This is a genomic window from Nocardia seriolae NBRC 15557, from assembly GCF_007990715.1.
Lineage (GTDB): Bacteria > Actinomycetota > Actinomycetes > Mycobacteriales > Mycobacteriaceae > Nocardia > Nocardia seriolae.
In genome coordinates this window covers 1-25,451 of record NZ_BJWY01000049.1, presented here as the reverse complement: position 1 = coordinate 25,451, position 25,451 = coordinate 1, and the positions used below count along the sequence as shown (strand labels likewise).

At 67.1% G+C, this 25,451-nt stretch carries 25 protein-coding genes and 1 pseudogene; 11 read left to right on the top strand and 15 right to left on the bottom strand.

Going from position 1 to position 25,451, the window contains the following annotated elements; all coding sequences use genetic code 11:
* Positions 1-58: 58 nt before the first annotated feature.
* The 9 genes from NS2_RS16905 to NS2_RS16870 all read right to left on the bottom strand — a co-directional run bounded on the left by NS2_RS16905 (position 59) and on the right by NS2_RS16870 (position 8,274).
* Positions 59-1,243, bottom strand: coding sequence for a hypothetical protein (locus tag NS2_RS16905; RefSeq protein ID WP_033088506.1), 1,185 nt, complete (start codon positions 1,241-1,243; stop codon positions 59-61).
* 12 nt (positions 1,244-1,255) lie between these two features.
* On the bottom strand, positions 1,256-2,296 hold the full coding sequence (locus tag NS2_RS16900; RefSeq protein ID WP_147207210.1) for an SDR family NAD(P)-dependent oxidoreductase: 1,041 nt from the start codon (positions 2,294-2,296) through the stop codon (positions 1,256-1,258).
* Positions 2,293-2,565 (bottom strand): hypothetical protein, encoded by a 273-nt coding sequence (locus NS2_RS16895; protein WP_033088504.1) that lies wholly within the window; start codon positions 2,563-2,565, stop codon positions 2,293-2,295. Before NS2_RS16895 ends, NS2_RS16900 begins: the two co-directional genes overlap by 4 nt.
* On the bottom strand, positions 2,562-4,445 hold the full coding sequence (locus tag NS2_RS16890; protein WP_036577686.1) for an AMP-binding protein: 1,884 nt from the start codon (positions 4,443-4,445) through the stop codon (positions 2,562-2,564). Before NS2_RS16890 ends, NS2_RS16895 begins: the two co-directional genes overlap by 4 nt.
* The gene (locus NS2_RS16885; RefSeq protein WP_228102657.1) at positions 4,442-5,095 is read right to left on the bottom strand and encodes a hypothetical protein; all 654 of its coding nucleotides are present in this window, start codon (positions 5,093-5,095) and stop codon (positions 4,442-4,444) included. The genes NS2_RS16890 and NS2_RS16885 overlap by 4 nt, the downstream gene beginning before the upstream one ends.
* Positions 5,001-5,354, bottom strand: a complete 354-nt coding sequence (locus NS2_RS37550) for a hypothetical protein (protein ID WP_228102656.1) — start codon at positions 5,352-5,354, stop codon at positions 5,001-5,003. The genes NS2_RS16885 and NS2_RS37550 overlap by 95 nt, the downstream gene beginning before the upstream one ends.
* Positions 5,355-5,364: 10 nt before the next feature.
* Complete coding sequence (locus NS2_RS16880) at positions 5,365-6,417, bottom strand: 3-oxoacyl-ACP synthase III family protein (protein WP_033088503.1); 1,053 nt, start codon at positions 6,415-6,417, stop codon at positions 5,365-5,367.
* A 392-nt stretch (positions 6,418-6,809) separates the two neighbouring features.
* The gene (locus tag NS2_RS16875; RefSeq protein ID WP_081985999.1) at positions 6,810-7,508 is read right to left on the bottom strand and encodes a TetR/AcrR family transcriptional regulator; all 699 of its coding nucleotides are present in this window, start codon (positions 7,506-7,508) and stop codon (positions 6,810-6,812) included.
* Positions 7,509-7,602: 94 nt separating this feature from the next.
* Positions 7,603-8,274: a TetR/AcrR family transcriptional regulator gene (locus tag NS2_RS16870; protein WP_045437975.1), complete on the bottom strand. Its 672-nt coding sequence runs from the start codon at positions 8,272-8,274 to the stop codon at positions 7,603-7,605.
* Between the two features lie 170 nt (positions 8,275-8,444).
* Here NS2_RS16870 and NS2_RS16865 point away from each other — a divergent pair, with 170 nt between their 5' ends.
* Both NS2_RS16865 and NS2_RS16860 read left to right on the top strand, forming a co-directional pair.
* Positions 8,445-9,254, top strand: a complete 810-nt coding sequence (locus tag NS2_RS16865) for a helix-turn-helix domain-containing protein (RefSeq protein WP_033088502.1) — start codon at positions 8,445-8,447, stop codon at positions 9,252-9,254.
* Between the two features lie 91 nt (positions 9,255-9,345).
* Positions 9,346-9,627, top strand: coding sequence for a hypothetical protein (locus tag NS2_RS16860; RefSeq protein ID WP_033088501.1), 282 nt, complete (start codon positions 9,346-9,348; stop codon positions 9,625-9,627).
* Between the two features lie 219 nt (positions 9,628-9,846).
* On the opposite strand, the gene metG is transcribed toward NS2_RS16860, so the two are convergent.
* Positions 9,847-11,409: a methionine--tRNA ligase gene (gene metG / locus NS2_RS16855; RefSeq protein ID WP_033088500.1), complete on the bottom strand. Its 1,563-nt coding sequence runs from the start codon at positions 11,407-11,409 to the stop codon at positions 9,847-9,849.
* A gap of 66 nt (positions 11,410-11,475) precedes the next feature.
* Between metG and NS2_RS16850 the strand changes: the two genes are divergently transcribed.
* Both NS2_RS16850 and NS2_RS16845 read left to right on the top strand, forming a co-directional pair.
* Positions 11,476-12,303 carry a TatD family hydrolase gene (locus tag NS2_RS16850; protein ID WP_033088522.1) on the top strand — a complete coding sequence of 276 codons (828 nt, stop codon included), beginning with the start codon at positions 11,476-11,478 and terminating at the stop codon, positions 12,301-12,303.
* Positions 12,304-12,513: 210 nt separating this feature from the next.
* Positions 12,514-13,641: a resuscitation-promoting factor gene (locus tag NS2_RS16845; protein ID WP_033088521.1), complete on the top strand. Its 1,128-nt coding sequence runs from the start codon at positions 12,514-12,516 to the stop codon at positions 13,639-13,641.
* A gap of 5 nt (positions 13,642-13,646) precedes the next feature.
* On the opposite strand, the gene rsmA is transcribed toward NS2_RS16845, so the two are convergent.
* Positions 13,647-14,528: a 16S rRNA (adenine(1518)-N(6)/adenine(1519)-N(6))-dimethyltransferase RsmA gene (gene rsmA, locus NS2_RS16840; RefSeq protein ID WP_033088499.1), complete on the bottom strand. Its 882-nt coding sequence runs from the start codon at positions 14,526-14,528 to the stop codon at positions 13,647-13,649.
* Between the two features lie 13 nt (positions 14,529-14,541).
* On the bottom strand, positions 14,542-15,714 hold the full coding sequence (locus NS2_RS16835) for a lipase family protein (protein ID WP_036550746.1): 1,173 nt from the start codon (positions 15,712-15,714) through the stop codon (positions 14,542-14,544).
* A 192-nt stretch (positions 15,715-15,906) separates the two neighbouring features.
* Here NS2_RS16835 and NS2_RS16830 point away from each other — a divergent pair, with 192 nt between their 5' ends.
* Positions 15,907-17,415: an alpha/beta fold hydrolase gene (locus tag NS2_RS16830; RefSeq protein ID WP_033088520.1), complete on the top strand. Its 1,509-nt coding sequence runs from the start codon at positions 15,907-15,909 to the stop codon at positions 17,413-17,415.
* Positions 17,416-17,422: 7 nt separating this feature from the next.
* Here NS2_RS16830 and NS2_RS16825 read toward each other — a convergent pair whose 3' ends face one another.
* The gene (locus tag NS2_RS16825) at positions 17,423-18,580 is read right to left on the bottom strand and encodes an alpha/beta fold hydrolase (RefSeq protein ID WP_045437958.1); all 1,158 of its coding nucleotides are present in this window, start codon (positions 18,578-18,580) and stop codon (positions 17,423-17,425) included.
* A 163-nt stretch (positions 18,581-18,743) separates the two neighbouring features.
* Here NS2_RS16825 and NS2_RS16820 point away from each other — a divergent pair, with 163 nt between their 5' ends.
* Positions 18,744-19,511: an SDR family NAD(P)-dependent oxidoreductase gene (locus NS2_RS16820; protein ID WP_033088497.1), complete on the top strand. Its 768-nt coding sequence runs from the start codon at positions 18,744-18,746 to the stop codon at positions 19,509-19,511.
* A 12-nt stretch (positions 19,512-19,523) separates the two neighbouring features.
* Here NS2_RS16820 and NS2_RS16815 read toward each other — a convergent pair whose 3' ends face one another.
* Positions 19,524-20,138, bottom strand: coding sequence for a TetR/AcrR family transcriptional regulator (locus NS2_RS16815; RefSeq protein WP_033088496.1), 615 nt, complete (start codon positions 20,136-20,138; stop codon positions 19,524-19,526).
* An 87-nt stretch (positions 20,139-20,225) separates the two neighbouring features.
* Between NS2_RS16815 and NS2_RS16810 the strand changes: the two genes are divergently transcribed.
* From NS2_RS16810 to NS2_RS16795, 4 genes are all read left to right on the top strand, one after another.
* Positions 20,226-20,699 (top strand): Rv1443c family protein, encoded by a 474-nt coding sequence (locus NS2_RS16810; RefSeq protein WP_033088518.1) that lies wholly within the window; start codon positions 20,226-20,228, stop codon positions 20,697-20,699.
* A gap of 61 nt (positions 20,700-20,760) precedes the next feature.
* Positions 20,761-21,468 (top strand): LmeA family phospholipid-binding protein, encoded by a 708-nt coding sequence (locus NS2_RS16805; protein WP_033088495.1) that lies wholly within the window; start codon positions 20,761-20,763, stop codon positions 21,466-21,468.
* Between the two features lie 88 nt (positions 21,469-21,556).
* On the top strand, positions 21,557-22,066 hold the full coding sequence (locus tag NS2_RS16800; protein ID WP_158544155.1) for a DUF222 domain-containing protein: 510 nt from the start codon (positions 21,557-21,559) through the stop codon (positions 22,064-22,066).
* Positions 22,063-22,992, top strand: a complete 930-nt coding sequence (locus tag NS2_RS16795; protein WP_052086574.1) for an HNH endonuclease signature motif containing protein — start codon at positions 22,063-22,065, stop codon at positions 22,990-22,992. The genes NS2_RS16800 and NS2_RS16795 overlap by 4 nt, the downstream gene beginning before the upstream one ends.
* Before the next feature lie 256 nt (positions 22,993-23,248).
* Here the strand turns inward: NS2_RS16795 and NS2_RS16790 are convergent.
* Positions 23,249-23,984: pseudogene (locus NS2_RS16790) on the bottom strand (alpha/beta hydrolase).
* A 909-nt stretch (positions 23,985-24,893) separates the two neighbouring features.
* Between NS2_RS16790 and NS2_RS16785 the strand changes: the two are divergent.
* A partial coding sequence (locus NS2_RS16785) for a Scr1 family TA system antitoxin-like transcriptional regulator (protein WP_186817602.1) occupies positions 24,894-25,451 on the top strand: 558 nt, incomplete at its 3' end.

Below are 25,451 nucleotides of genomic sequence, written 5' to 3'. Positions count from 1 at the left end.
ACCTCGGGGGAACTGTCGACGGCGGTCATGGGCACTCCGATCCTGGGTGAGGCGTGGGTCAGCGGGTCGCTTCGGAATTCGTCGGCGTCAGTTCGCTTTCCAAGGTGCGGACGATGCGGTCCAGCAGGGCATCCAGGCGCTCGGGGATCCCGCGGCCGTTGCGGACCGAAACGGTCAGCTCGGTACGTCCACCGCATTCGGTCATGCCCATGAGCAGCGGCATGGCGACGCTGTGCTGGGGCATCACCTTGATGGCGGTCGGGCTGAAGCCGGGGACCGCGAGCTCGTCCAGGTCGTAGCGGCCCATGTGGGAGACGGTGGCCGAGGCCAGGTTCAGCCCCGTGCGCGCGCCCAGCACGTTCAGCGTGCGCAGCAGACCGCGACCGGCCGCCTGCGGCAGATACTTCAGCCCGCCGTTGTCCATCTGGTTCAGCTCGCGGTTCTCCTTCAGCCCCGCGCGCTTGATCTCGTTGAGCTGCTGCCAGTCCATGCCGGGCGTCACGTCCAGGAACAGCGGAAGCGCCAGATTCGCGGTGGACCGCAGCGCCGGGTCGTGGCGGCGGATGTCGACCGGGATCATGATGCGCGAGACCGGGCCGCCCTCCTCGGCGAGCAGCGCCGCCACCCGCATGAGCGCACCGGGCCCGGTGGCGTGAATGGTGCGGGTGCGCAACAGGTGCCGGTGCTCGCCCGGCTCCTGCCGCCCGTGCCCGAGCGCCGTGCGGAACTTCGGCAGCATGAGCGTGGGCCGCCCGGGCGCGCCGACCTTGCGCACCAGTTCGGCATCGGCGATCGGGTCGGGCGCGCCGACCGGCTCCTCGCCGCGCAGCACCCGCAGCACGTCGGTGGCCCACATGACCATGCCCATGCCGTCCATGACGCCGTGGAAGACCCGGAATACCAGGGTGGTCGGCGAGCCCGTGAGCAGCAGCACCTCCACGGTGGCGTCCGGGGTCGGCCCGATCGGGCTGGTGAGTACCGGATCGGACTCCAGCGCAGGGTATTCCAGCGTGTGCTCGACCACCCGCACGCTCGGCGCGACCTCGCGGTCGACCCACTGCCTGCCCTCCCGGACCAGCCGCGCGCCCGGATTCGCCGCGGCGGCGGTGACCACCGCGCGCCGCAGCGCCTCCGGATCGATGCTGCCCGTGCCCTCCACCACCAGCTGCATCAGGAACGGGGGAGCCAGATCCCGCATGGGGAAGTAGATGAGTTCGGTGGGGGAGATGGGACGGCGGAACATGTGCCTACCTGCCTAGATCTTCTCGGTCAGGGCGACGACGCCGCCCTGGGTTTGCAGCCAGGCCAGGAATCCGGCCAGTCCGGCATCACGGTCCACGATCGGCTGATACCCGAAATCCCTTGTCGCGGCGGAGGTGTCGTAGGTGGCGGTGCGGGTCATCAGCGCCACCACGTACCGCGACAGCGGCGGCGACCAGCGGGTGGCCACGAACGGTATGCGCCAGACGGTTTCGATGGCGGCCACCACCGCGGCCAGTACCTTCGGATTCGGCTGCCGGGTCGGCTTCGCATATCCGAGATCACCGGCCACCTCGCCCAGGAACCCCCACACGTCGGTCTGCTCCGCGTCGGCGATGAAATACGCATTGCCGCCGACGTTCTCGGACCGGGAGGCGAGTACGCACGCCTCCGCGATGTTCTCCACATGGCACAGCGACGCCTTGACCTGCTTGCCGTAGGACAGATCCGGCAGCGTGCCCTCGGCCGCCCGGCCCCGCAGCCGCACGATCGGCCCCGACCGGTCGCCCGCGCCCCAGATCGCCCGCGGCCGCAGCGCGCAGGTGGTGAATTCCGCTGTGCTGGAAGCCAGTACGAGCCGCTCGGCCGCGGCCTTGGTCTCGGAGTACAGGTTCAGATAGCGCCGCGGGTAGGGCGCCGATTCGTCGATATCGACCTGATCGCCGCCGTCGCGGTCCATGAGCGCGCTGGGGCTGGAGATGAAGACGAACCGGGACGCGCCATTGCGCTTGGCCGCCCGCACGAGATTTTCGGTGGCCGTGACGTTCTCGGCCACGAACTGCGCCCGCGTGCCGCGATCGTCCACCCGCGCAGCACTGTGGAACACCACGTCCACGCCCTTGGTGGCGCGTTCGAGGGACACCTGATCGGTGAGATCGCCGGTAATGATCTCGACCTCGTCGATCACGTCGTACAGGTCCCGCAGATTGCTGGTGGCCCGGGCCAGGATGGCCACCTGATAGTCGCCGTCGCGGATCAGGCGGCGCACGATGGCCCCGCCGAGGAATCCGGACGCACCTGTGACGAGTGCCTTCACGCCGCTGCCTCCTGAGTCTTCCACCAGGTGATTCCGAAGATCTGGGTCATGGCCGCCGTCTTCACCGCCGAATGCTCGGTGCCCGCCGTGGCCTTCAGGGCCGCCGGGATCTGGGCCGCGTGCACCACGATGCTGAGGAACGCGTCGATCCAGAACACCGCCCGCAGCAGCCGGTTGGCGGGTGCGCGATCACCCGCCGCCAGCAGCAGGCCCAGTGCCAGGTAAACCCAGCCCAGCACCGGAATCGCCCGCAGCACAGTCACCTTCATCGTCGATCGTCCTTCCCGAGCTGCTCCGCCGCCCAGACCGCGAGCTGTTCGCGGCCGATCTTGGCATTGTGGCGGCTGTCGACCGGGAACTTCGGATGGAACAGGAAGGTGGAAACCGGTGCGGTGACATCGAATTCGGCGGCGCGCTTGCGCAATTCGGCCTCGACCACGGCGGTGTCCGCGCCGGGCCGAACCTCGACGCAGAGCACCGGCAGCTGCGTGCCCCGCGTACCCACGCCGACCAGCGCCGTGCGTGCGACGCCGGTGACGGTATTGAAGACCTGCTCCACCTGCACGCTGAACATCGGCCCGTCGGCGGTCAGCAGCCGCTGACTCTTGCGGCCGCAGAACCAGATTCGATCCTCGCCGTCGATCCACGCCAGATCGCCGGTGCGATGCCACACCGTCGCGCCCTCGTGGATCTTGCCCGCGGTGTTCGCCGACTCCGGCCAGTAGTACCGGGTGCTCACGTTCGGCCCCGACACCACCAGCTCGCCGATGCCGCGGGTCGCCGTCAGCTCGTCCGCACGCGCCTCGGCCTCCGCCCAGGTCGGAATGGCGTCGTCGGTGATGGCGACCAACCGCGCCCGCACCCCCTCGGCGGGCCGTCCCACACAGGTGCCGTCGCCCAGCCTGGCACGCTCGGCCAAACCGTCCAGCAGTTCCCGAGATTCGATGGTGGACATGGGCAGTGCCTCGGTTGACCCGTAGCCCGCGTACACCTCGGCGTCTTCGGCCAGCACCCGCCGCAGCCCGGCAATGCACCGGTCCGGCACGGGCGCGCCGCCGGAGTAGATGCTGTGCAGCGTCGGCACCGGCGTCCGGTGCTGCTCCATATGCCGCAGCAGGGGGATCAAGACCGCGGGCGAGGCGAACATGGTCTTCACCCCGAACCGGTTGATGGCGTCCACCACGTGCGTCGGCTCGGTCGACCCGACCTGACTGGGCACCAGCGGCGGTAGTACGCACCGGGATCCGAGCAGCATGTCCAGAATCCCGACCAGCGGCAGCGTGATCAGCGAGGTCCCCGGCTCCACCCGCCCACGTGCGGCATGCACCTGCTCGACCATGGCGCTGAGGTTGCCGTGGGTCATCTCCACGGCCTTGGCGGGTCCGGTGCTGCCCGTGGTGTACGCGATGAGCAGCACCTCGTCGGCGGGCGCGGGCACCCGCTCGCGCAGGGTGAAGGCGTCGAAGGGCGCGATGTCGTGCGCGTGCGCATCCCGGCGCGCGTCGCGTCGGGCGTTCAGATCCGCGAATCGTGAACGGGCCCCGGCGAATCCGCGGCGCACCGCGGGCCGCGGTGATTCCGCCAGCGTGGCCAGCAGCTCCTCGAGCCGCGCGGTGACCGCCGCGTTCACCTGCGTGCCGGCGACTCCGGGACGGCCCGCGCCCGCCGGCGCTCCCCAACTGCGCAGCGTCGGGCCGCCCCAGAACCAGCGCGGGCCGACGGTGAGAGTCACCCGCACGTTCCGGAAGTACTTGCCGAACAGCACCCGCGCCGCGTGCGCCTGCGGAATGCCGATGAACGCCTCGGCGTCGGCGGCGCGCAGGCAGTTGAGCATCTTGCGCAACCCCATGCCCGGGTCGATGACCACGGGAATCGCGCCGATCTTCAACAGCCCCAGCATGATCGCGTAGAGCTCCGGGCTGGGCAGCACCAGCACGATGGTGCGGGTGCCGCGGCCCACGCCCGCGGCGGCCAGGTGCAGGCCGATGGTGTCGGACCACTCGTCGAGCTCACGGTAGGTGAGGTGACGGTAGTCCGGCAGGCCGGAGGCGGTCTTCCCCGCGGGGTAGATCACCGCCTCACGGTCCGGATCGGCGGCGACGACCGCGCGGAAGCGGTCGATGGCCTGCCAATAGGTCGCGTTCGTCACGCCGCGGCTCCGGCGAGGGCCGGGAGCCGGTAGACGACCGCGGCGGCCGAGGGGCCCGCGCCCGCCGCCACGAACAGCACGTCGCGGTAGGCGGCGAGCGAATCCGCCTCGGCGGCAGCGTGATACGCCAGCGGCAGCGACGCCGTGTGCGGATCGCCCTGCGACAGATCCGGCGTGAGCACCGCCTCGGGCGCGATGCCGAGCTCGGCGGCCAGCAGCGCCGGGAACTCGCCGCTGGGCGTGGAGGCGATCAGCGCCGTGGTGGTCTCGTTGATATCGCTGCCCGCCAGCGCGGCCCGCGCGGCCTCGGCCGCCACCGCCAGCAGGCGTTCCAGGTAGTCCGGATCGCGATCCACGGTCATGAGCCCGCGGCCGCGGTCGCCCATGGTCTCGACATCCACGTAGGACTCCAGGCCCGGGGCACCGGCGGCGGCCCGGGTGACCACCTGGCCGAAGCCCTCCGGCTCGTCGGTCTGCTCCAGTAGCAGCGCCGCACCCGCTGTGGCGTACGGGAATTCGTCGTCTGCGGCCGACCGCGTCATCGACGGATGGGTGTCACCGGACACGATCAGCACATGCTCGGCGCTCCCGGTGGCCAGCACCGCCTGCGCCACCTGCACCGCGTTGAGCACGCCCGTGCCCGCGTTCATCAGATCGAAGGAGAACGACCGCGGGTCCCTCCTTCACATAGTCCAGCCCGATGCCCGCTGCCTTCTGGATCAGCGCCGACACGGCGGGCTCGACGGTATTGCTGTCGCGGAAGATGCCCGCGTTGATCATGACCCCGACCTGCCCGGGCTCGATGCCCGCGCTCGCCATCGCCGCCTTCGCGGCCCGGCCGCTGAGCTCAACGATGCTGAAAGTGTCAGTGTCCCGGCTGATTCCGGTGGATTTGATGCGAACGCCCATGTGCGGAACCTCAGACCTTCAGCGACGAGATGGTGGTGGACAGGAAGCCGCCGACCACGCCGGAGGCGGCCGGGATCATCAGCAGCTTGGACCCGGTGGGGATGGCCTGCTGGCTGAGCTGATCGTGCAGCACGATGAAATGCGAAGTGCTGGAGGTGTTTCCGTACTTCTCGATGACATTCAGGTCCGGCGGCATGGGGTGGCCGAACTCGCGCTCGGCAATGGCGTTCATGAACGGGATGGCCGCCGCGCCGAACTGGTGGTGGATGATGTAGTCGAATCCCTCGTCGGCGAAGGAGATTCCTTTCGCCTCCATGAAGTTGCGCTGGGTGTCGGTCCACAGCAGGAACCGCGCCTCGTTGTGCATCTTCCGGTTGTCGGTGTAGAGCGCCACGCCATTGGTCTTGTCGCTGGGCATGCCCAGGCACAGGTGCGAGAACTCCGACGCGGTGGTCAACTCGATGTAGTGGATCTTGTCGTTGTCGTCCACGGCCTCGTCCAGCACCACGCACGCACCGGAATCGCCGACGGTCAACGAGGCGAATTGCAAATCGTATTTGCTGGAAATCTCATTGACGGCCGTTTCCGCAATGGGCGTGATGGCCTCGCCGCTGACCACGATGCCGCGTTTCACCGCGCCGCTGCGAATCATGCGGTCGAGAATGTAGACGCCACTCATCATGCCCGCGCAGGCATTCGAGAGATCGAAGGCGATGACGTCCTCGCGCGCTCCGATGGCGCGGCCGATCGCCCCGGCGAAGGACGGCTCCATGTACATGCGGGTGCCGTGTTTGCTGCGGGTGATGGAGGTGGAGATGATGACGTCGAGATCGCCTGCGGCATAGGATGACCTGGACAGACTGTCCTCGACGGCCTTCATGGCCAGGACGAAGGAGTCCTCCCGGCGGCCGGGCCGGTTGTCGCGGAAACGCCGCTCCTTGACCCCCGTGATGCGTTCGAGATCGAACTCGGGGACTTCCTTCAATTGCGAAAGCAATGCTGCTGTGGTGACACGCTTCTCGGGTAGATAAGCGCCGATGGACTCGAATCGAGATTGCGGCACGGGAAACTCCTGAAACTGGGAGGTTGAAATGCGGGAAGAACGTGATCGTCAAGCTCGGATGCGATGAGGCTACCCGAGAGTAACTGGCTTGGGGAACTGGAGCGTTCCGTGTAGCTGTCTGAGACGAATCATGAACGCACGCTTAGTGTGACGCGCGGTTTCGTGCAGTTCCGGCCGTCAGCCTGAGCCGCCGCAGGCGGGCTGAGGTGGGGGTACCGCAAAGTACTCGGCATTGGTCAATCCCTGGCTACCGCTCGTTATGTGTCATCCGTATGGCACGAGGGCGACGAACCGAGGGTCTCGCTGTGAGTGAGTTCACCCGGCCGCGTCGCAGTCCCGGGCCGCCGCCGGGGCGATCCGGAAACTGTCTGAGCGGCAGCGTTTTTCGCTGGTCAGTGGCGGTCGCGCGGCGGAAGTCCCAGCACCGCGATCACGAATTCCACGAACAGCGGCGCCAATTCGGGCACCTGCTGTGCACCCTCGGCCACGATGACCCGCCGGGTACGCTCGCCGATGGCGTCGGGAATCAGCGCGAACAGCGCGTCGGCGATCACCGGCAGACTCGGATCCGTCGCGCGCGCCTGGGCGTAGAAGACGCGGTACAGATCGGCGAAACGGTCCACCGCGAGATCGCGCAGCGCCACAGATTCCTGATCCACCTTGAACGCCTCGACCAGCATCAGCCGCGCGAAATCCGGTTCGGAGGCCACGGTTTCGCAGAAGGTGACCACGATCGACTCGATGCGCTCGTAGGCCCCGGCGTCGGTGGGCAGCATGGCCAGCTCGTCCACGATGCGGGTCGCGATGATGTCGGATCCGGTGCGCACCGCCTCGACGAAGCAGTGCTCCTTGTTGCTGAAGTGCTCGTAGAAGGTGCTGCGCGAAACCCGTGCGCGCGCGACGATATCGGTGAGCGTGGTGGCATTGTACCCCTTGGCCTCGACGCATTCCACCATGGCCTCGAGCAGCCGGCCGCGCTGCGAGGTGAGCACCGCGTCCCGGGCGGCCCGGTGGCGTTCGTCGAATTTTGTGCGCTGCAGCATGGACCCCTGCGGTTCGCGGGCCATCGGCCGGACCTGCCTGTCGCGCATCCATACCCTCTTTCGCTGAACCGCGTCCACTTCAGATCCACATTATCGACCGGGCGCGGGCGTCGGGTCGGGGCGGCATTGCAGGCAGGTGACCTCAGTCGTCCGACGGCAGCCGCAGTACGGCCAGGGCGAAGGTCCGCAGGTCCGGAAGGTGTTGCGGCAGTAGCGCGATCTCCCCGCGCTCGATCAGCCGCCGGGTGCGCTCGGCGATGGCGTCCACGATCAGCGCCAGCTGGCCGTCGCTGACCGGCGGCACGTCGTCGAACTCGGTCAGCGCGCGCAGGTGGTACTCCCGGTACAGCGCCGTGAACAGATCCAGCGACGCGTCGTGCCGCGCCACCGCCGCCCCGCCCGCCTTCACCGCCTCTACCAGCACCAGTCGCGCCAGATGCGGCTCGGCGATGACCACGTCGCAATAGGTGGTCAGCGAATTCAGCACCAGCGCACGCGCATCCGGATGCTCGAGCCGCGCCGTCTCCTCCGCGATCCGCGTGTACAGCAGCAGCGCCCCCGCCTCCACCGCCGCCACGAAGCACTCCTCCTTACTGGCGAAGTGCTCGTAGAAGGTGCTGCGCGACACCCGGGCCCGCGCCACGATATCGGTCAGGGTGGTGGCGCCGTATCCCTTGGCCTCCACACACTCGCTGATCCCCTCCAGCAGCCGTCCCCGCTGCGAGACCAGCAGCGCCTCCCGTGCCGCCCGATGCCGATCGGAGTACTCCTGCTGCGTCGACGACAACCCGGCTTCCGTATCGAGGGGGTCCATATCCATATCGTTGCATTTGCGAAGGAGTTGTCGCCATCCGTGTGCCGAGGGCCGGTCCGGGGTCGTCGCCCCGGTGGGGCTCCGTACGCTGGCGGGACCGGAAAATTGGATCCTCGTCGGCCACTTCGGTAGAAAATAGCTGAACAATTGCTGAAGGGATGGCCAGGTAGATGGGCGACGTTGTCACACCGATTCCCGAGCAACCGCTGCTCGGAATGTACCTGCGGCACCGACGGGAGGCTCAGGGGCTGACGCAGGAGGAGACCGCCCGGCGCATGTTCGTCAGCGTCTCGCTCTACCGGAAGCTCGAGAACGGGGAGCGCACCGTCTCCGCGGACCGGCTCGAGGACTGGTGCGCCGCCATGGACGTGCCGGTGTGGATGCTCGAAAAGGTGGTCTCGCTGACCCTGCCCCGGGTTTCCACCTTCGCCCGCGGCACTTGGCCACCCCAACTGCGCGAAGAGGACCTCGAACACCTGGAGGCACTGCCCTACCCGGCGTATTGCCACCGCTTCCCCGAATACGAGGTCCTCGCGGCCAATCGTGCGGCCAGCGGGGCGTTCCCGTGGCTGGCCCCCGCGAGCCCCGACGCCGAACGCCCGGTCAATGTCATCGAGCAGTTCATGACGGTTCCGGAAGCTCGTGAGCTGCTGGTCAACTGGGACACCATCGTGCACCGACTGGTTTTCGGCCTGCGTTACATGTCGCCCGGTGTGGTCGCTCCGGAGCGCCTCGCCCAGATCATCGAGACCTGCAGCGTCAACCCGGAATTCGCGCGCATGTGGAACACCCCGATGGAAGAGGACCTCTTCAACGACTCTCTGGTCCTGGTTCGCAATCCCCAGACCGCGGAGACCATGCGCCTCACCATGCGTTCCTACAACGCCTTTCACCCGCAGAACTGCTCGTACCAGCTTTTCATGCTGACCCCGCGGGCACCCGGCACGCCGACGGTCGACCCGTTCGTGGTCGTGGAATGAGCTCCGGCGCCGGTTCTGCTTAGGTGAACACGCAGGATGCAGCGAACCGGGAGGTAGGCGGACAGGTGGCAGTCGGCGAGTCGTCCTGCGGGTGAACGCGCCGGGCAGCGTCGCTCCGGAACGGCTCGCCGAGATCGTCGAAGCCTGCCGCGTCAATCCGGAGTTCGAGCGATTGTGGAACACCGATATGAGGGAGGAGGACTGGAACGATTCGCTGGTGCTGGTCCGCGACCCGGAGACCGGCGGCCAGATCTCGCTCACCATGCACTCCTATAACGCCATGCACCCGGACAACTGCCCCTATCAGCTGTTCATGCTCACCCCGCGAGCGTCCGCCACCTCCAGCATCGCGCCCGTCCTCGGCAACCGATGAAAGTGCAGGTCGAGGTGGGTACCCCAATTCGTGCCGCTTCCCCGGGTTGACCGCCCCCGCAACCGGATCGGATGCTGTTTCGGCGAGATCAGCTAATGCCCGATCCGATTCCGCGGATCGGGCAGTCGTGTGTTCGCGCCAGGGTGAATCGGTGACCGCCCGCCGAAGGGGGGCGGGCGGCACCGGACTCGTTCCCTGCCTGCTGCGCTGTGTACTTCTCTACGCCTTCGGCGGCGCGTACTTCGGGAACACCACTTCCGGCTCCGGCAGCGCCGTGCCCGCGACCAGCGCGGTGGCGATGTCGGCGAAGTCACGGTCGGTGACGCCGAGCAGGTCCAGGATCTTGCCCGCCGAGGCGGGAATGATCGGCTGCACCAGGATCGACACGATGCGCAGGACTTCCATGGTCACGTAGTGGATGGTGCCCTCGCGGGCGGTGTCCTCCGGGGTGCCCGCCTTGGCCAGCGTCCACGGGGCCTGGGCGGAGAAGTAGCGGTTGGTCTCACCGAGGGTGAGCCACAGCTGCTCGAGGCCGAGATGGATCTGCTGCTGGTCGAATTCGGCACGCACGTTCGCCAAGAGGTTGCCCGCACGCTCCAGCAGGGCCTTGTCGTCCGCGGTGAACTCGCCCGGAGTCGGTGTCACACCGCCGAAGTCGCGGCCCACCATCTTCAGGCAGCGCTGCGCCAGATTGCCGTACTCGTTGGCCAGATCGGAGTTGATCCGGCCGACGATGGCCTCTTCGCTGTAGGACCCGTCCTGCCCGTAGGAGATCTCGCGCAGCAGGAAGAATCGCACGGCGTCCAGCCCGAAGGTCTCGACCAACTCCAGCGGATCGACCACATTGCCGAGCGACTTCGACATCTTCTCGCCGCCCTTGGCATTCACGAAGCCATGCACGAAAACCCGCTTGGGCAGCTCGATTCCGGCGCTCATCAGGAACGCGGGCCAGTACACGGTGTGGAACCGCGAGATGTCCTTGCCGATGATGTGCAGGTCCGCGGGCCAATACCGCTGGAACGCAGCGGAATCCGTGTCAGGGAAGCCGACGCCGGTCAGGTAGTTGGTGAGCGCGTCCACCCACACGTACATGACGTGCTCGGGATCACCCGGCACCGGCACACCCCAGTCGAAGGAGGTGCGGGAGATCGAGAAATCCTTCAGCCCGGCCTTCACGTACGAGACGATCTCATTGCGCCGGGTCGTGGGCGCGATGAATTCCGGATGCGTCTCGTACAGCGCCAGCAGCCGATCTTGATACTTGGACAGCCGGAAGAAGTAGTTCGACTCCTCGGTCCACTCCACCGGGGTCTCGGTGTCGGTGGAGATGCGGGTGCCGTCCTCGCGGACGGTGGTCTCCTCGTCGGTGTAGAACGCCTCGTCGCGCACCGAGTACCAGCCGCCGTAGGTGTCGAGGTAGATATCGCCCGCCGCGACCATGCGCTCCCAGAGGGCGGCCGCCGAGGTCAGGTGGTCCGCGTCGGTGGTGCGGATGAAGCGGTCGAAGGAGATGTCGAGCGCCTTGTCCATGGCCTCGAAGACATCGGAGTTGCGCGAGGCGTACTCCTGCTCCGGGAGACCGGCGGCCTTGGCGGCCTGCTGCACCTTCTGGCCGTGCTCGTCGGTGCCGGTCATGTAGAACACATCGAAGCCGTCCAGCCGTTTGAAGCGAGCCAGGGCATCGGAGGAGATGTACTCGTAGGCGTGCCCGATGTGCGGATTGCCGTTCGGGTACGCGATGGCCGTGGTGATGTAAAAGGCGGGGCGGTCGGATGCGCTCATGGTGTGTCTACTCTATCTGCGTGCCCTTCGACGCTCGCGTGAATATCCCCGTGCCAGGTCGTGCCCATGAGTAGCCGCCGACCTGCGCCCGAGCCGCCGGCGCCACTGTCGCCGCTCATCGACGCGCATACCCATATCGACGCCTGCGGCGCAAAGGATCCGGAATCGGTTGCGGCACTGGTGGAGCGCGCGCGTGCGGTGGGCGTCCGGGAATTGGTGACGGTCGCCGACGATCTCGAGGCCGCCCGCTTCGCCGTCCAGGCCGCCAACTGGGACGACCGGGTCTACGCGGCCGTCGCGCTGCACCCGACCCGCGCCAACCATCTCGACGACGCCGCCAAGGCCGAGCTGGAACGGCTGGCCGCCGACCCGCGCGTGGTCGCGGTGGGGGAGACCGGGCTCGACTACTACTGGCCCGGCAAGCTCGACGGCTGTGCCGAGATCGAGGATCAGGTCGAGGGCTTCCGCTGGCACATCGACCTGGCCAAGCGCCTCGGCAAGCCGCTCATGATCCACAATCGTGAGGCCGATCACGACCTGCTGACCGTGCTGCTGGACGAGGGCGCGCCGGAGACGGTGATCTTCCACTGCTTCTCCTCGGACGCGAACATGGCGATGGCCTGCGTGGAAGAGGGCTATGTGCTGAGCTTTTCGGGCACGGTGAGTTTCAAGAACGCGCACGAATTGCGCGAGGCGGCGAAACTCGTTCCGGACGAACTGATTCTGGTCGAAACCGATGCGCCGTTCCTGACCCCGCATCCGTTCCGCGGCGCGCCCAACGAGTCGTACATGCTGCCGTATACCGTGCGGGCGCTGGCCGAACTTCGCGAACAGGATCCGACGCAGCTGGCCAAGATCACCACGGCCAATGCGCGCCGGGTTTACGGAATCTGATCCGGCACACCTTTTTTCGCGTTCGCACCATTTCTGCGTGTCGGCGACACGAGTTGTGATGGTGTGTCGCGGCTCACTATGATCTTGCCCGATCGTGATTTACCTGCGGTTCGATATCGGGTCGTAATTTTCGCCCCCGCAGTTCCGCCGGTAGTGGTTGTCAATCCCTGCCCCCCTCGTTATCGTACTGTGACCATGCCGGGATTTCCGATGCACGCTTTGACGAAGATCAACTCGTCGCGTTCCCCGATGCTGTACGGGGCCATCGCGGCGATGCTCGTCACGCTCATCGTCGGCGCGGGGGTGGCCATCATGAGCAAGAAACAGGTGACCTTCGTCGTCGACGGCGAGAAGTTCGTCGAATCCACCATGCGCGGGGATGTGCGCGGGGCGCTCGAGGACGCCGGGTACGCACTCACCAACCGCGACGACGTATCGCCTTCGGCCGGAGCGCATATCGGCGACGGCACCACTATCACCCTGAACCGGGCCCGCGAGGTCTCGCTCATCATCGACGGCTCGCCGTCCAAGGCGTGGACCACCGCGCTCACCGTCGCCGAGGCCGTCACCAAGCTGAACCTGCCCGGCGATGTCTTCACCTCGCCCGCGCGCCCCAGCCCGCTGCCGCTCGAGGGCGCGCAGCTGCTCATCACCAACCCGCGCACGGTCGAGCTGTCCGACAACGGCGTTCCCGCCTCCCTGGTCCGCCTCGCCGCCCCCACCGTCGGCGAACTGCTCCAGGTGCAGGGCCGCCCGCTGATCAATCAGGACTTCGTGGAACCGGTGGCCACCACCCCGCTGCGCGACGGCATGAAGATCACCGTCACCCGCAAGATCGTCGAGAACCGCACCGAGCGTGTCCCGCTGGACCCGCAGGAGAACATCATCGAGGACCCGACGCTCAATATGAGCCGCACGGTCGTCGAGAATCCCGGCGTACCCGGCACCCAGGACGTGACTTTCGCGGTCTCCATCGTGAACGGCCGTGAGGCGGGCAAGGATCCGCTCAAGTCCACCGTCATCGTCCCCGCCCAGCCCAAGACCATCCGCAAGGGCGCCAAGCCCGGCACCGAGGTCCCCGAGGTCCACGACGGCGGCACCTGGGACGCCCTGGCCAAATGCGAATCCGGCGGCAACTGGGCCGTCAACACCGGCAACGGCTACTACGGCGGCATCCAATTCGACCAGAGCACCTGGGAACGCCAGGGCGGCACCCGGTACGCCCCGCGCGCCGACCTGGCCACCCGCGAAGAACAAATCGCCATCGCCGAGGTGACCCGAGCCCGCCAGGGCTGGGGTGCCTGGCCCGCCTGCACCTCCCGCCTGGGCATCAGCTAGCGGGCTCAGCCCTGCTGGGCGAGGCGGACGTAGGCGGCGGTGTCGAGGGTTTCGCCGCGGGCGGTGGGGTCGATTCCGGCTGCGGTGAGGCGTTTTTCGGCTTCGGCGGGGGAACCGGCCCAGGTGGCGAGGGCCGCGCGGAGGGTCTTGCGGCGCTGGGCGAAGGCGGCGTCGGCCACGGCGAACACGCGCTGGCGGAAGGAATCGTCCTGGGGCCATGGGGATTCGGGGAAGCGGTCGATGCGGACCAGGCCGGATTCGACCTGGGGGACCGGCCAGAAGATCTGGCGGCCAACGGTTCCGGCGCGGCGGACGGTGCCGTAGAAGCCCGCCTTGACGCTGGGGACGCCGTAGATGCGGCCGCCGGGGGTGGCGGAGAGGCGATCGGCCACCTCCAGTTGCACCATGACGAGAGTGGTTCGGATGCTGGGGAATTCGGCCAGCAGGGAGAGCAGGACCGGGACCGCCACGTTGTAGGGGAGATTCGCGACCAGCGCGGTCGGCTCGGCGGGGAGGTCGGCGTGGGTGACCTTCATGGCGTCCATGGGAACGACCGTCAGACGGTCCGCCAGCTCGGGAGCGCGGGCGGCGACCGTTTCCGGCAGATGGGCCGCCAGCGTCGGGTCGATCTCGACGGCGATGACGCGGTCGACCACATCGAGCAGGGCCAGGGTCAGCGAGCCCAGGCCGGGACCGACCTCGAGGACGGTGTCGTCGCGGCCGACGCCCGCGGTGGCCACGATGCGGCGCATGGTGTTGGCGTCGTGGACGAAATTCTGTCCGAGTTGCTTGGTCGGGCGGACGCCGAAGCGCTCGGCCAGCTCACGCACTTCGGCGGGGCCCAGCAGGGCCGCTTTTCCACGACCGGCGATCTCGGGTTCGGACATTCTGGAAAACCTATCAAGACACCGTGGGTGCGGCGAAGATGCGGTTGGTGAAGGCGTCCATGGCCGCCCACATCGCCGGATTGAGCTCGGTGTGGCCGCCAGTCCCGAGCACCGAGCCGAAGTCGACCCCGTTCGCGGCGAACTGCGCCATCAGGGCGGCGTGCAGCGGGGAGGGGACGGTGGTGTCGGTCGCGTTGATCAGCAACAGGATCGGCGCGTCATGGCCGCGGGTGGCCACGGTCATGTAGTCGCGCAGCACGGCCTGGAACGGTCCCTCCGACAGCGGCCGCGACAGGATGGCCCCGGGCACCACGCCCGCCATGCGATCGGTGAGCTCGCCGAGGCACTCGTACTGGACGCTGTCGAGCAGTTGCCGACCGTAGTCGGTGAGGTAGCTGTCGACCTGCGCGTCGGGCCGGGCCGCCCGCATGCCGATCAGAATCGACACGAAGAAGGCGTCGGTGTCCTGCCCGGACGGACCGGGCACCCACGGCCCGGCGATGGGCAGCACCTTCTCCGCATCCGAGGCCGGGTCGATGGCGACGGTGCCGCGGAAATCCAGTTCCGGCGTGGTCCGCACCTGATAGCTCGAACTGCCCAGCACCGCATGCCCGCCCTGTGACGCCCCGCTCACCGCCCAGGTGCGCGAGAGTTCCGGCCGGGCGGCGCGGGCGGCCTTGACCATGTCGATGGTCGCGCCCGCCTCGGTGCTCAGCTCCAGATACGGGTGCGGGCCGGTGTCGAACAGGCCGAGCCCCAGGTAGTCCGGCGCGACCATGGCATAGCCCTTGGCCAGGAAGAACCGCATGATCGCGTCCTCCTCGCGGCGGCGGTAGGGCAGTACTTCGCGCTCCGGATCGGCCTGGCAGCCGCAGCCCGGGCCCAGTCCGGTAGTGCCGTGGTCCCAGGCCATGACGGGCCAGCCCCCGGCGGGCGGCTGACCGGAGGGAACGAACACGGCCCCGCTGGCCTTCACCGGTTCGCCGTTGGAGCGGGTGGTCCGGTACTCCACCGCCGAGCCGCCCCACAGGTTGTGCCAGCCGTCGGGTTCGGTGGTGGCGGTGATCAGAGTGCCCGCGCCCGAGCCGGATTCGGCGGGGGCGGCGTGCGCTGCCGGGATGCTGAGCAGTGTTCCCGCGGCCAGTGTCGCGGCCAGGGTGCGAGCGAACGCACCTGTGATCGGCATGATTCCTCCAGCGACGGGGCGGCGGGGCCTGATCGCCGAAGTCTGTCGAGCGCATTCGCTGATGATTTGCCAGCCTTCGAATGCTGGCGTGGCGGTGGGGGTGTGTCGAACCAAATCCGCCATCTCGCACCGTCTTTCATGGTCGGTCCGGGTAGCGTCGCCCAACGGGAACCCGACCTCGAAGGAGAGTGCATGCCGGCTCAGCGGATTCGACGGCTCGTCCTGGGAGCGACCCTGCTCACCGCCGCGGTCGCGCTACCGGCGGGACCTGCGAACGCCGACACCGCACCCGGCCTGGACCGGTTCTACCACCAGAGCCTGGACTGGCAGCCGTGCAATGACGCGAAACTCGATGCCGAGGGCGCGCAGTGCGCGGGCGTGCGGGTGCCGATGGATTACGACAATCCGGGCGGCCGCACGCTGACGGTCGCCGTTTCCCGCATCGCCGCCACCGATCCGAGCCGCCGCCGCGGCATCCTGCTGTCGAATCCGGGCGGTCCGGGCGGCCAGGGGCTGCGCTATACGGCCGCGATCGCGGGGATGCTCACCCCGGACGTGCGCGCGCAGTACGACCTGGTGGGCATGGACCCGCGCGGAGTCGGACGCTCGGATGCGGTCAGCTGCACGATTCCCGTGCCGTCGATGCTGTTCTCGGCCGGATTCGATGTTTTCGGCTTCGCGCGCGACACCGCCGTGGGCGCGGCGCTGGCCGCCGCGTGCGTGGGCACCGATCCGGACAAGGCGCGGCACACGACGACTCGCAATACCGCGCGCGATATGGATGTCATCCGAAGCGCTTTCGGTGAATCGAAACTCAACTTCTATGGCGCGTCGTACGGGACCTACCTGGGGTCGGTCTACACGCAGATGTTCGGCGAGCACGTCGACCGCATGATCCTGGACAGTCCCATCGATCCGGACCGCTACTACGTCGGCCTGTACCAGGACATGGGCGCGCTCAATGAATACGCGCTCGACGACTGGGCGAGCTGGGCGGCCCGGCACGACGACGAATACCACTTCGGCGCGACCCCCGGGCAGGTTCGAGCCTTCGTCGAGGATCTCATCCGGCGCTCGGTCGGGCACGAGATCTACGGCAGCGGTTACCTGGTCGACGAGCACACCATTCCCATGATGCTGCTGGCCCTGCTGGTGAATCCGCAGTTGAACACCAACCTCGCCGAGGTGGTGCACATGCTGGACGTCGGTGTGGCGGGCGGGCCCATCGATATGGACGCCCTGAAGGCGAAGATCGTCGCCGCGGTGCCGCTGGACGCCTCGGCACTGGCCGCGATCATGTGCGGTGACAAGGCCGCGCCGCGCGATCCGGCCTGGTACTACGCGAATGTCGACGCCGCGCGCCGCACGCAGCCGGTGTTCGGCGCGTTCGCCAACAACATCACCGCGTGCGCGTTCTGGCCCGAACCGGTCGAGCCGCCCACCGAGATCCACAACGCGACACCGGTTCTGATCATCGCGACCGTCCACGACACCCGCACCGCGTACCCGGAAGGTCTTGCGCTGCACCGGGATCTGAGCGACTCACGCCTGGTCACGTTGGCGGACACCAGGGTTCACGGCGCCTTCCGTCCGGGACTGAGCCCGTGCGTGATCGACGCCGTGAACACCTACCTGGCCACCGGTGCGCGGCCCGCCGGGGATATCACCTGCGAGCCCGACTTCTCCTGGTTCCCGCGGTAATTCGCGCCTACTTCGCGGGCGTCGCCAGGATCCGATCGGTGAACGCCCCGATGGCATCCCACATCTGCGGGTTCAGCTGGGTGTGCGTGCCGGTGCCGACCACGGTCTGGAAGTCCACCCCGTTGGCGGCGAACTGCGCGGCCAGCGCGGCGTGCAACGGCGAGGGCACGGTGGTGTCGGTGGCGTTGAGCAGCAACAGGATCGGCGCGTCATAGCCGTTGACCGGCACGGTCATGTACTCGTTCATGGCCGTCTGGAAGACCGGATCGTTGAGCGGCCGCGACAGCATGTCGCCGATGCCCATGCCGTCGACCACCTTCATGATGTCGAGGAAGCACAGGCTCTGCGACTCGTCCAGGGCCTGCTTGCCGCGCGGGGTGAGGTAGCTGTCGACATCGACCTCGGGGTGGGTGTCCCGCAGCCCGGCCAGCATGCTGACCACGAAGCCGTTCACCGCGGTCCCCGCCTGGCCCGGAATCTCGGGCACCCACGGGCCGACGAAGGGGGTCACCTTCTCCAGATCCGATTCCGGATCCACCGCGATGGTGCCGCGGAAGTCGAGGTCGGGAGTGGCCGCCGCCTGCAGATGCGCGGTGCCCAGCGCCGCCTGCCCGCCCTGTGAGAACCCGGTCACCGCCCACGTGCGCCCCAGTGACGGATCGGTCGCGCGGGCGGCCTTCAGCAGGTCGACGGTGGAACCGGCCTCGGTGCTGATCTCCAGGTACGGGTGCGGGCCGGTGTCGAAGCGGCCCAGCCCGAGGTAGTCGGGGGCGACCACGGCGAAGCCCTTGTTCACGAAGTACTGGAGGACCTGGTCCTCCTTGGGGCGGCTCATCTTCGTGGTGTCGGTCTGCCCGCCGCAGCCCGGTCCCATGCCGGAGGTGCCGTGGTCGTAGGCCATGATCGGCCAGCCGCCCGCGGGGGCGGGGCCGGGCGGAACGAACAGCGCGCCACTGGCTTTCACCGGTTCGCCATTGGAGCGGGTGGTCCAGTAGTCGATGATGGTGCCGTTGCTCAGGCCGCGGAAGCCGTCGGGAGCAGGGGTGGCCGAGATCGTCGTGCCCGCAGTTTCGGCGTGGGCCGGAGTGCCCGGCATAGCCAACAGCGCACCCGTCGACGCTACGGCCGCGGTGAATGCCCGCGTCCGCCAACCAGCCAACCGCATGAATCCTCCATCAGGTTTTCCCGACCGAATTGCCAGTCATATACGGGGCACGAGTCTAGCCATTTGGACGACGGACCAGTATGAGAACACTATGGCAATTAGCTATCCCGATGCTCGCGCGCCACCCATTGACGGGCTGTGAAACTTGTTCTAATTTCTCGCCATGTCGCGCAGATACGAAGGCCGTCGAGTACTTGTCACCGGAGCGGGATCGGGCATCGGCCAGGGCGTGGCCCTGCGATTGCTCGAAGAGGGGGCGCGATTGGTCGCCGCCGACGCGAACGCGGCCGGACTGGCCGCCACCGTCGACGCCGTCCCCGCCGACCAGCGCGAGCGGCTGCGCACCCTGACCCTCGACATCTCCGATCCGGAGGCCGTCCGCACCGCCACCGCCGCGGCCCACGAATTCCTCGGCGGCCTGGACGTTCTCGTGAACGCCGCGGGCATCCTGCGCGCCGCCCACACCCACGAAATGCCCCTCGAATCCTGGAACAAGGTCATCGCGGTCAACCTGACCGGCACCTTCCTCATGATCCAGGCCAACCTCCCCGCCCTCATCGACTCCGGCCACGGCGTGATCGTGAACTTCTCCTCCACCGCGGCCTTCGGCTCCAACCCGTACATGGCCGCCTACTCCGCCTCGAAGGCGGGCGTGAACGCGTTGACCCACTCCATCGCCCTCGAATACGTCAAAAAGGGCCTCCGCGCAGTCAATATCGTCCCCGGCGGCATCAGCACCGGCATCACCTCCGGCCTCGAACTCCCCGCCGCCGCCGACTGGTCCCTCATGGCCCGCCTCCCCGGCTGGATCGAGGGCGGCGCGCTGGGCAAGCCCGAAGACATCGCGGGTGTCGTAGCCATGGCCGCCTCCGACGACGGCCGCTACATGACCGGCACGGAACTCCGCGTCGACGGCGGCGCGTTGATGTAGCTGCGGTCGGGGTTATCGACGGAGATAGCGCGTCAGCAGGATGACGGTTTCGTCCTCCAACTGTTGTGCGGGTACGGGATTCGGCGCGGTGATGAGGCGATGGACCATCGACTCGACCGTTACGACGACCATGCGCGCACTGAGTGCGGCGTCCGGGACCGTGACCTGAGGATGCTGTTCGAGGAGTGCGGTCACCAACGTGACAGCGAATTGTTCGGATTCGTGTAGCCGTGCGAGCAGGGCGGGGGCGCGGGGAGCTTCCTCGAACAGCACGCGATGCAGGCGTGGGTTGTCGCGGTGATTGTCGATGGTGGCCTTGATGATCAGCCGCAGGCAGTCTTCCAGTTCGAGAGGTAGCCCCACGGCGAGTCGCTCCTGATAGAGCGCCGCTCCCGCGTCCACGTGCTCCTCCATGAGCGCCCGCAGGATCGCGTCCTTGTTCGGGAAGTACCGATACAGCGAGCCGATCGAGATTCCCGCGCGCTCGGCAATGCGATTGGTCGTGCCCGCGCCGTAGCCGAACTCGCCGAAAACCTGAGCAGCCGCGTCGAGGATCCAGCGGCGGGTGTCGGTAGATCGCTCTTGTTTCGGCTGTCTACGTGGCCGAAAGCGATCGGTTGGCGCCACCGTGGCCTCCCGTCGGAATGCGAGTAGTCGGTGCTCGAATCATTCCACAGAATTTAGGTGATCCTAATTCTGGAATGAGGAATGTTCATGCGCACCATCGAGATTCACACCGAACTGCCGATCGACGCGCAACGCGTCTGGGTGGCGATGCAGTCTCCGGCCACTTTTCTGTACGTCTGCCGCGGGCTGTTCGGCGTGCCTGCGCTGCGGGGGCGGGTGGAGCCGTTTCGCGTCGGGGAACGTGGCACGGGATGGCTGTTCGCGTTTCATGTCTTTCCCGCCTATCGCCATACCATCGAGGTGATCGATGTGGACCAGGCCACGAAAACGATCCGCACACACGAGCATGGGGGTGTCATCACCACCTGGAACCACACCCTGCACGTCGAGCCGTTGTCCACCGGTCGTTGCCGCTACACCGACACCGTCGAGATCGATGCCGGTCGTTGGACTCCCGTGGTCACTCGCGTGGCGTCAGCGATCTACCACTACCGTCACCGGCGTTGGCACAAGCTTGTGGATCGCCACCTGCTGCCCAGTGGAACGGTCGCCGCGAGCTAACACGCGTGACCCTCGGCTGCGATTCACAGCATGATGGTGGGATGCCGGAGAGGATGAGCGCATGCGCGCACTGCTGATAACCGTTGTTGTGCTGGCGATTGCGCTGGTCGTGGGTGATCGGGTGGCGGTGACGGTGGCGCAGAACGAGATTGCGCGGCAGATCAAGACCCGGTACGACCTGCCGAATCAGCCGGGGGTCGGGATCGGTGGGTTTCCGTTTCTGACGCAGGCCGTCGAGGGGAAGTACGGCGAGGTCGATATTCGGATCGGGGACACGACTCAGCAGCAGGTGTCGGTCAAGGATGTGGATGTCAAGCTGAGTGATGTGACCGCGTCGATCAGTGACCTGACGCAGAATCACGCGTCGAACATCATCGCGGCGACGGCGACCGCGACGGCGCTGGTTCCCTACGACGTGGTGCAGCATTACGCGCCGAAGGAACTCGAGTCGATCTCCGACGGCCCGGACGGATTGAGCGCGACCGGGAAGTTCTCGGTGGCGGGGGTTTCGGTGCCCGCCACGGTCATCATCACCGTCACGCCGACCGACAACGGCATCGAGATCACACCGGTCTCGGCCAAGCCCAGATCGGGCGGACCGGCGATTCCACTGGCCCCGCTCCGTCAATCCCTCACCTTCACCGTGCCTTTGCAACAGCTGCCGCTGGGCGCGAAGCTGACCACCATCAAGCCCACTTCGAATGGCCTGGAAGCGACCGCCGTCGCGCACGATGTGCACCTGTCCGATATTCCGGTGACTAAGCAATGATTGAATCATGTTGGTAGCCGGTGATTTACCCGGCATGTCTCGCTGATCATGCTGCCGTGTCGTGGTTTTCGAAACTATGATCGATGGTATGAGTGAAATCGCTGATGACGCCTTCGCTGCCCTTGGGGTGGTGGAGCGGCTGCGCGCGGTCCACTCGGAAATAGCTGTGCTGCAGGCCGAAGAGGCCGCGTTGATGACGGAGCTGTATCGGATGCGGCGTGAGGAGCAGCTCGATCTGGGGGTCGGGCAGCTGTACGCGGGGGAGGGCACGGCCACCGAGATCGGGGTCGCGTTGAAGATGTCGCAGCGGTCGGCCGACAATCTGATCGGGCTCGGTCTCGGGCTGGAGCACCGTTACCCGGCCACCCGCGAAGCGTTCGCGGCCGGGCGCATCGACTTGGCTCGTGTGCGGGCGATCAGTGAAACGCTCACCAATGTCTCCGAAGAACTGCTCGCCGAGCTGGAGCCCAAGATTGTGGCGTATGCGGAAGGCGCTGTCCCGCAGCGGGTTCGCCGCACTGCGCGCCGATGGCTGCTGGAGGCCGACCCCGAGGGGCAAGCCGTGCGGCGCGAGGGGCCGAGGCGGAGCGGTATGTGAGCATTACCGCCGCCGACAACGGCACCGCGGTTGTGGACGCGGTCTTGCCGGCTGTGGGTGGGCAGACCCTCTACGAGCGTCTGCGGGAGATGGCGTCCACGCAGGTGTGCAGTGGGGATCCGCGCAACACCCGGCAGCGTCGCGCCGCCGCCCTGGTCGCTCTCGCCGATGGGACGGGGCGTCTGGTCTGCCAGTGTGGGCGGCCCGATTGTCCGCGCGCCGTCGGCGATGGCGATGTGCCGGAGGCGCGTAAGGCCCTTGTGCAGGTGGGTGTTTCGGCAGAGACGCTGGCCGGTCTGCGTGACAACCCGGCGCTGCTGGCGGGGTTGGGGGCCATCGATGCCGACCTGGCGCGCAGGGTTGCCCGTCACGCCCGCTTCGACATCATCACAGAGAAGATTGAAAAGCCGGAAACGGGAATGGAATTGCGGTACCGGCCGGGGGCCGAGGTTGTCCGGCGTGTGCGTGCCCTGGATGGGATCTGCCGGGCCCCGGGCTGCCACGTCCCGGCCGCGGTCACCGATCTCGACCATCAGGACCGGTTCGATCACACCGATCCCGAGTCCGGCGGGCATACCACCGAAGACAATCTGGGGGCGCGGTGTCGGCGGCATCACCGGCTCAAGACTCTGGCCGACAACAACGCCAATGGTTGGCAGGTCATTCACCACCCGGAGCGGGAGGTCGAATGGCGCACGCCTACTGGTGATTCGGTTACCACGACTCCCGAAGGCGTCGAGTTTCTCTTCCCGAGCACCTTCGTGCCGCCGGTCACCGCGGCCGGGGTACCCGAGGTCGAGGCGGTCGGGTCGTTGTTGGATCCGGGGGCGGTGGTGATGGAGTTGACGTCAATGCTGATGGCCTACACCACGCCTGCGCAGCGCAAGACGTTTCGTTCTGGGCGGCGGGCTCGGCACAACATGTGATACAGATGCTCGAGGCCGTGTAACTCGGGGGAAGACTACTCGGGTCGATCACTGGCAACGGGATTGCTTGCAAAGGGATGTACCTGAAGTGTGGTTGCGTTGGGTGCCCTGCCGGACCTGAGCTGACGCGACTTGGGGGCCGGAACTTGCGTTCCGGCCCCCGGACTGCACGGATCACCTTCTAGGGACAAAAACCGAAGAACGAGACGGTAATCAGGCGGTGGTCAGGGCGGGCAGGTTGAACCGGCTGATACGTTCACTGACGCAGATGCCGGGCGAAGAACCGGTTGCCCGCGTCCCCTTCCCAGTGCGGGACGCCGGTGTGCCCGCCCATATTGGCGTGCAGGGTCTTCTCCTTCGAACCGAAGGCGTCGAACAGGTCCAGCGCCATCTGTCGGTCGTTGCCTTCGTCGTCCCACTGCAGCAGGACCTGCAATGGAATGCTGAACTGCCTGGCATCCTCGAAAATGGCTTGGGGGACGTAACTTCCGGCGAAGAGCAGGGCGGCCGAGATGCGTGGCTCGACCACCGCCAGCCGGACCCCGATCGAGATGATCCCGCCCGAGAACCCGACCGGACCGCCGATCTCGGGCAGCTCGAGCAGGGCGTCGAGGGCGGCCCGCCATTCCGGGACCGACGCGTCGACCAACGGGAGGACCAGCCGGTCGATGATGTCGTCGGTCACCGGCTCACCAGCACCCAGTACCTTGTGCAAGTCAGTGCGAGCCTGCTCGAACGGAGCCGAACCGGGTCGGACACCGTTCCAGGGGAGTTCGATGGTGGCGGACGCGAACCCCTCCGCCGCAGCTTGCCGAGCCCCGGCCAGCCAGCCGGGGATACATCTTCTGGAGACCACCGGGATGCCCGAGCAGGATCAGCGGTGCCGGAGTGGATACGGATTCGGGCGTCCACAGGATGCCGGGAATCTCGCCAAGGGTGAATTCACGCTCGAGAACGCCGTTATCGAAACGCTTTTCAGAAATGATTTGCACGATAGTGCCTTTCGGGAGTGCTCAAAACGGCGCTCCCGGGCGACCTACCGCCCGACCATGACCCCAAAGGGGAGCACCCATGTCGATACTGCGTTCACGGATACCACCTCCTCGTTCTCTGTCACGGCCTCACGAAAATTAGCAGCAGCCACCGCACCCGTCAACGGGTTTTCCGGCAACCTGCGCGACGTGCAGGATCCGTGTGTGGTGGCGCATCAGCCGAATCTGCGAGCTTTCATCGTGAGTGCCGTGCGTCCGCGCGGCGTGATTCGCCACCGGCCGCGAGGTTGGGTCGGGATGATCAGGCCCTGAGATTCCAGCTGGGCGAGGGCGTTTCGGGTGCGCCAGCTGGTGAGGGTGGCGAACTGCTGGATTTGGGTGGCAGTGAGGGTGTGGTCAGGGGTGAGGGCGGACAGAACCGCTACCTCGGCGGGGGTCATGTGAGGGGCCTTCTGGTGAGGGGATGGAGATGTCTTGTGCTGTGGTGGGTTCGGGGGATGTGCGGCGGTGGCGGCCGGAGGTGTGGGCGGTTTGGCAGGGGAGTTCGAGGTAGCCGCCGCCGATGATGGAGGGGCGTAGGTGGGTGGGCTGCGGTGGGCGGGATTGGGTGTGGAAGCCCCACCACGACCAGAGGATGGTGCTGCCGCAGAGGATGGCGATGGTCAGTAGGGGCCAGGTGTCCCAAGGCATTACGGGGCCTTCCGATGTGGTGTCGGTTGCTGGGCCCGGGTCCCGGCGGTGGTCTCGGAGGAGTGGCGGGGAACTGGGGTAATGCCTATCGGACATCGCTGGTCGCAGGTTGGGAACCGGATTTTTTGCGCGCGTAGGAAATCTGCGCGTTTGCCCAGCACGCCACCCGATTTCGGCGCACAATTTATTCGGTCTCGGAGCCGACGCCAGGAGATGGTTATGTCGAAGCGCTCCACGAATCTGCCTCGCCGCCAACTCGGGCGGTACTTGCGGGAGTTGCGGCAGCAATGCGGGCTGACGATCGTGCAGGCGGCCAAGTTGGCCGAGCGCGGGTCTGGCAGCTTGCAGCGGCTCGAGAGTGGTGCCACCGATCGGGTCCAGTTGCGGGATATCGAGGAGTTGTGCCGGATCTACGATGCGCCGGACTATGTCGAGCCGCTGAAAGGGCTGGCGCAGCAGGCCAATGCGAAATCTTGGTGGCACGAGTACGGGGATCTGATTCCGGCCGGGTTCAACGTCTACGTCGGTCTGGAGTCTGCGGCCGAGCGGCTGACCATCTATCGGCCTGACATGGTGTCTGGTCTGTTTCAGACACCGGAGTACGCGCGGGCGTTGGACCACACGTACTTCTCATACGAGTCGCCCGAGGCGGTCGAGCGCCGCGTCCAATTGCGGATTCGGCGGCAGTCCTTGATCTTGCGAAAGCGGAAGCCCGCCGACGCGCGGCTGGTGATCGATGAGGCAGCATTGCGGCGGGTCGTCGGTGGGCCTAATACT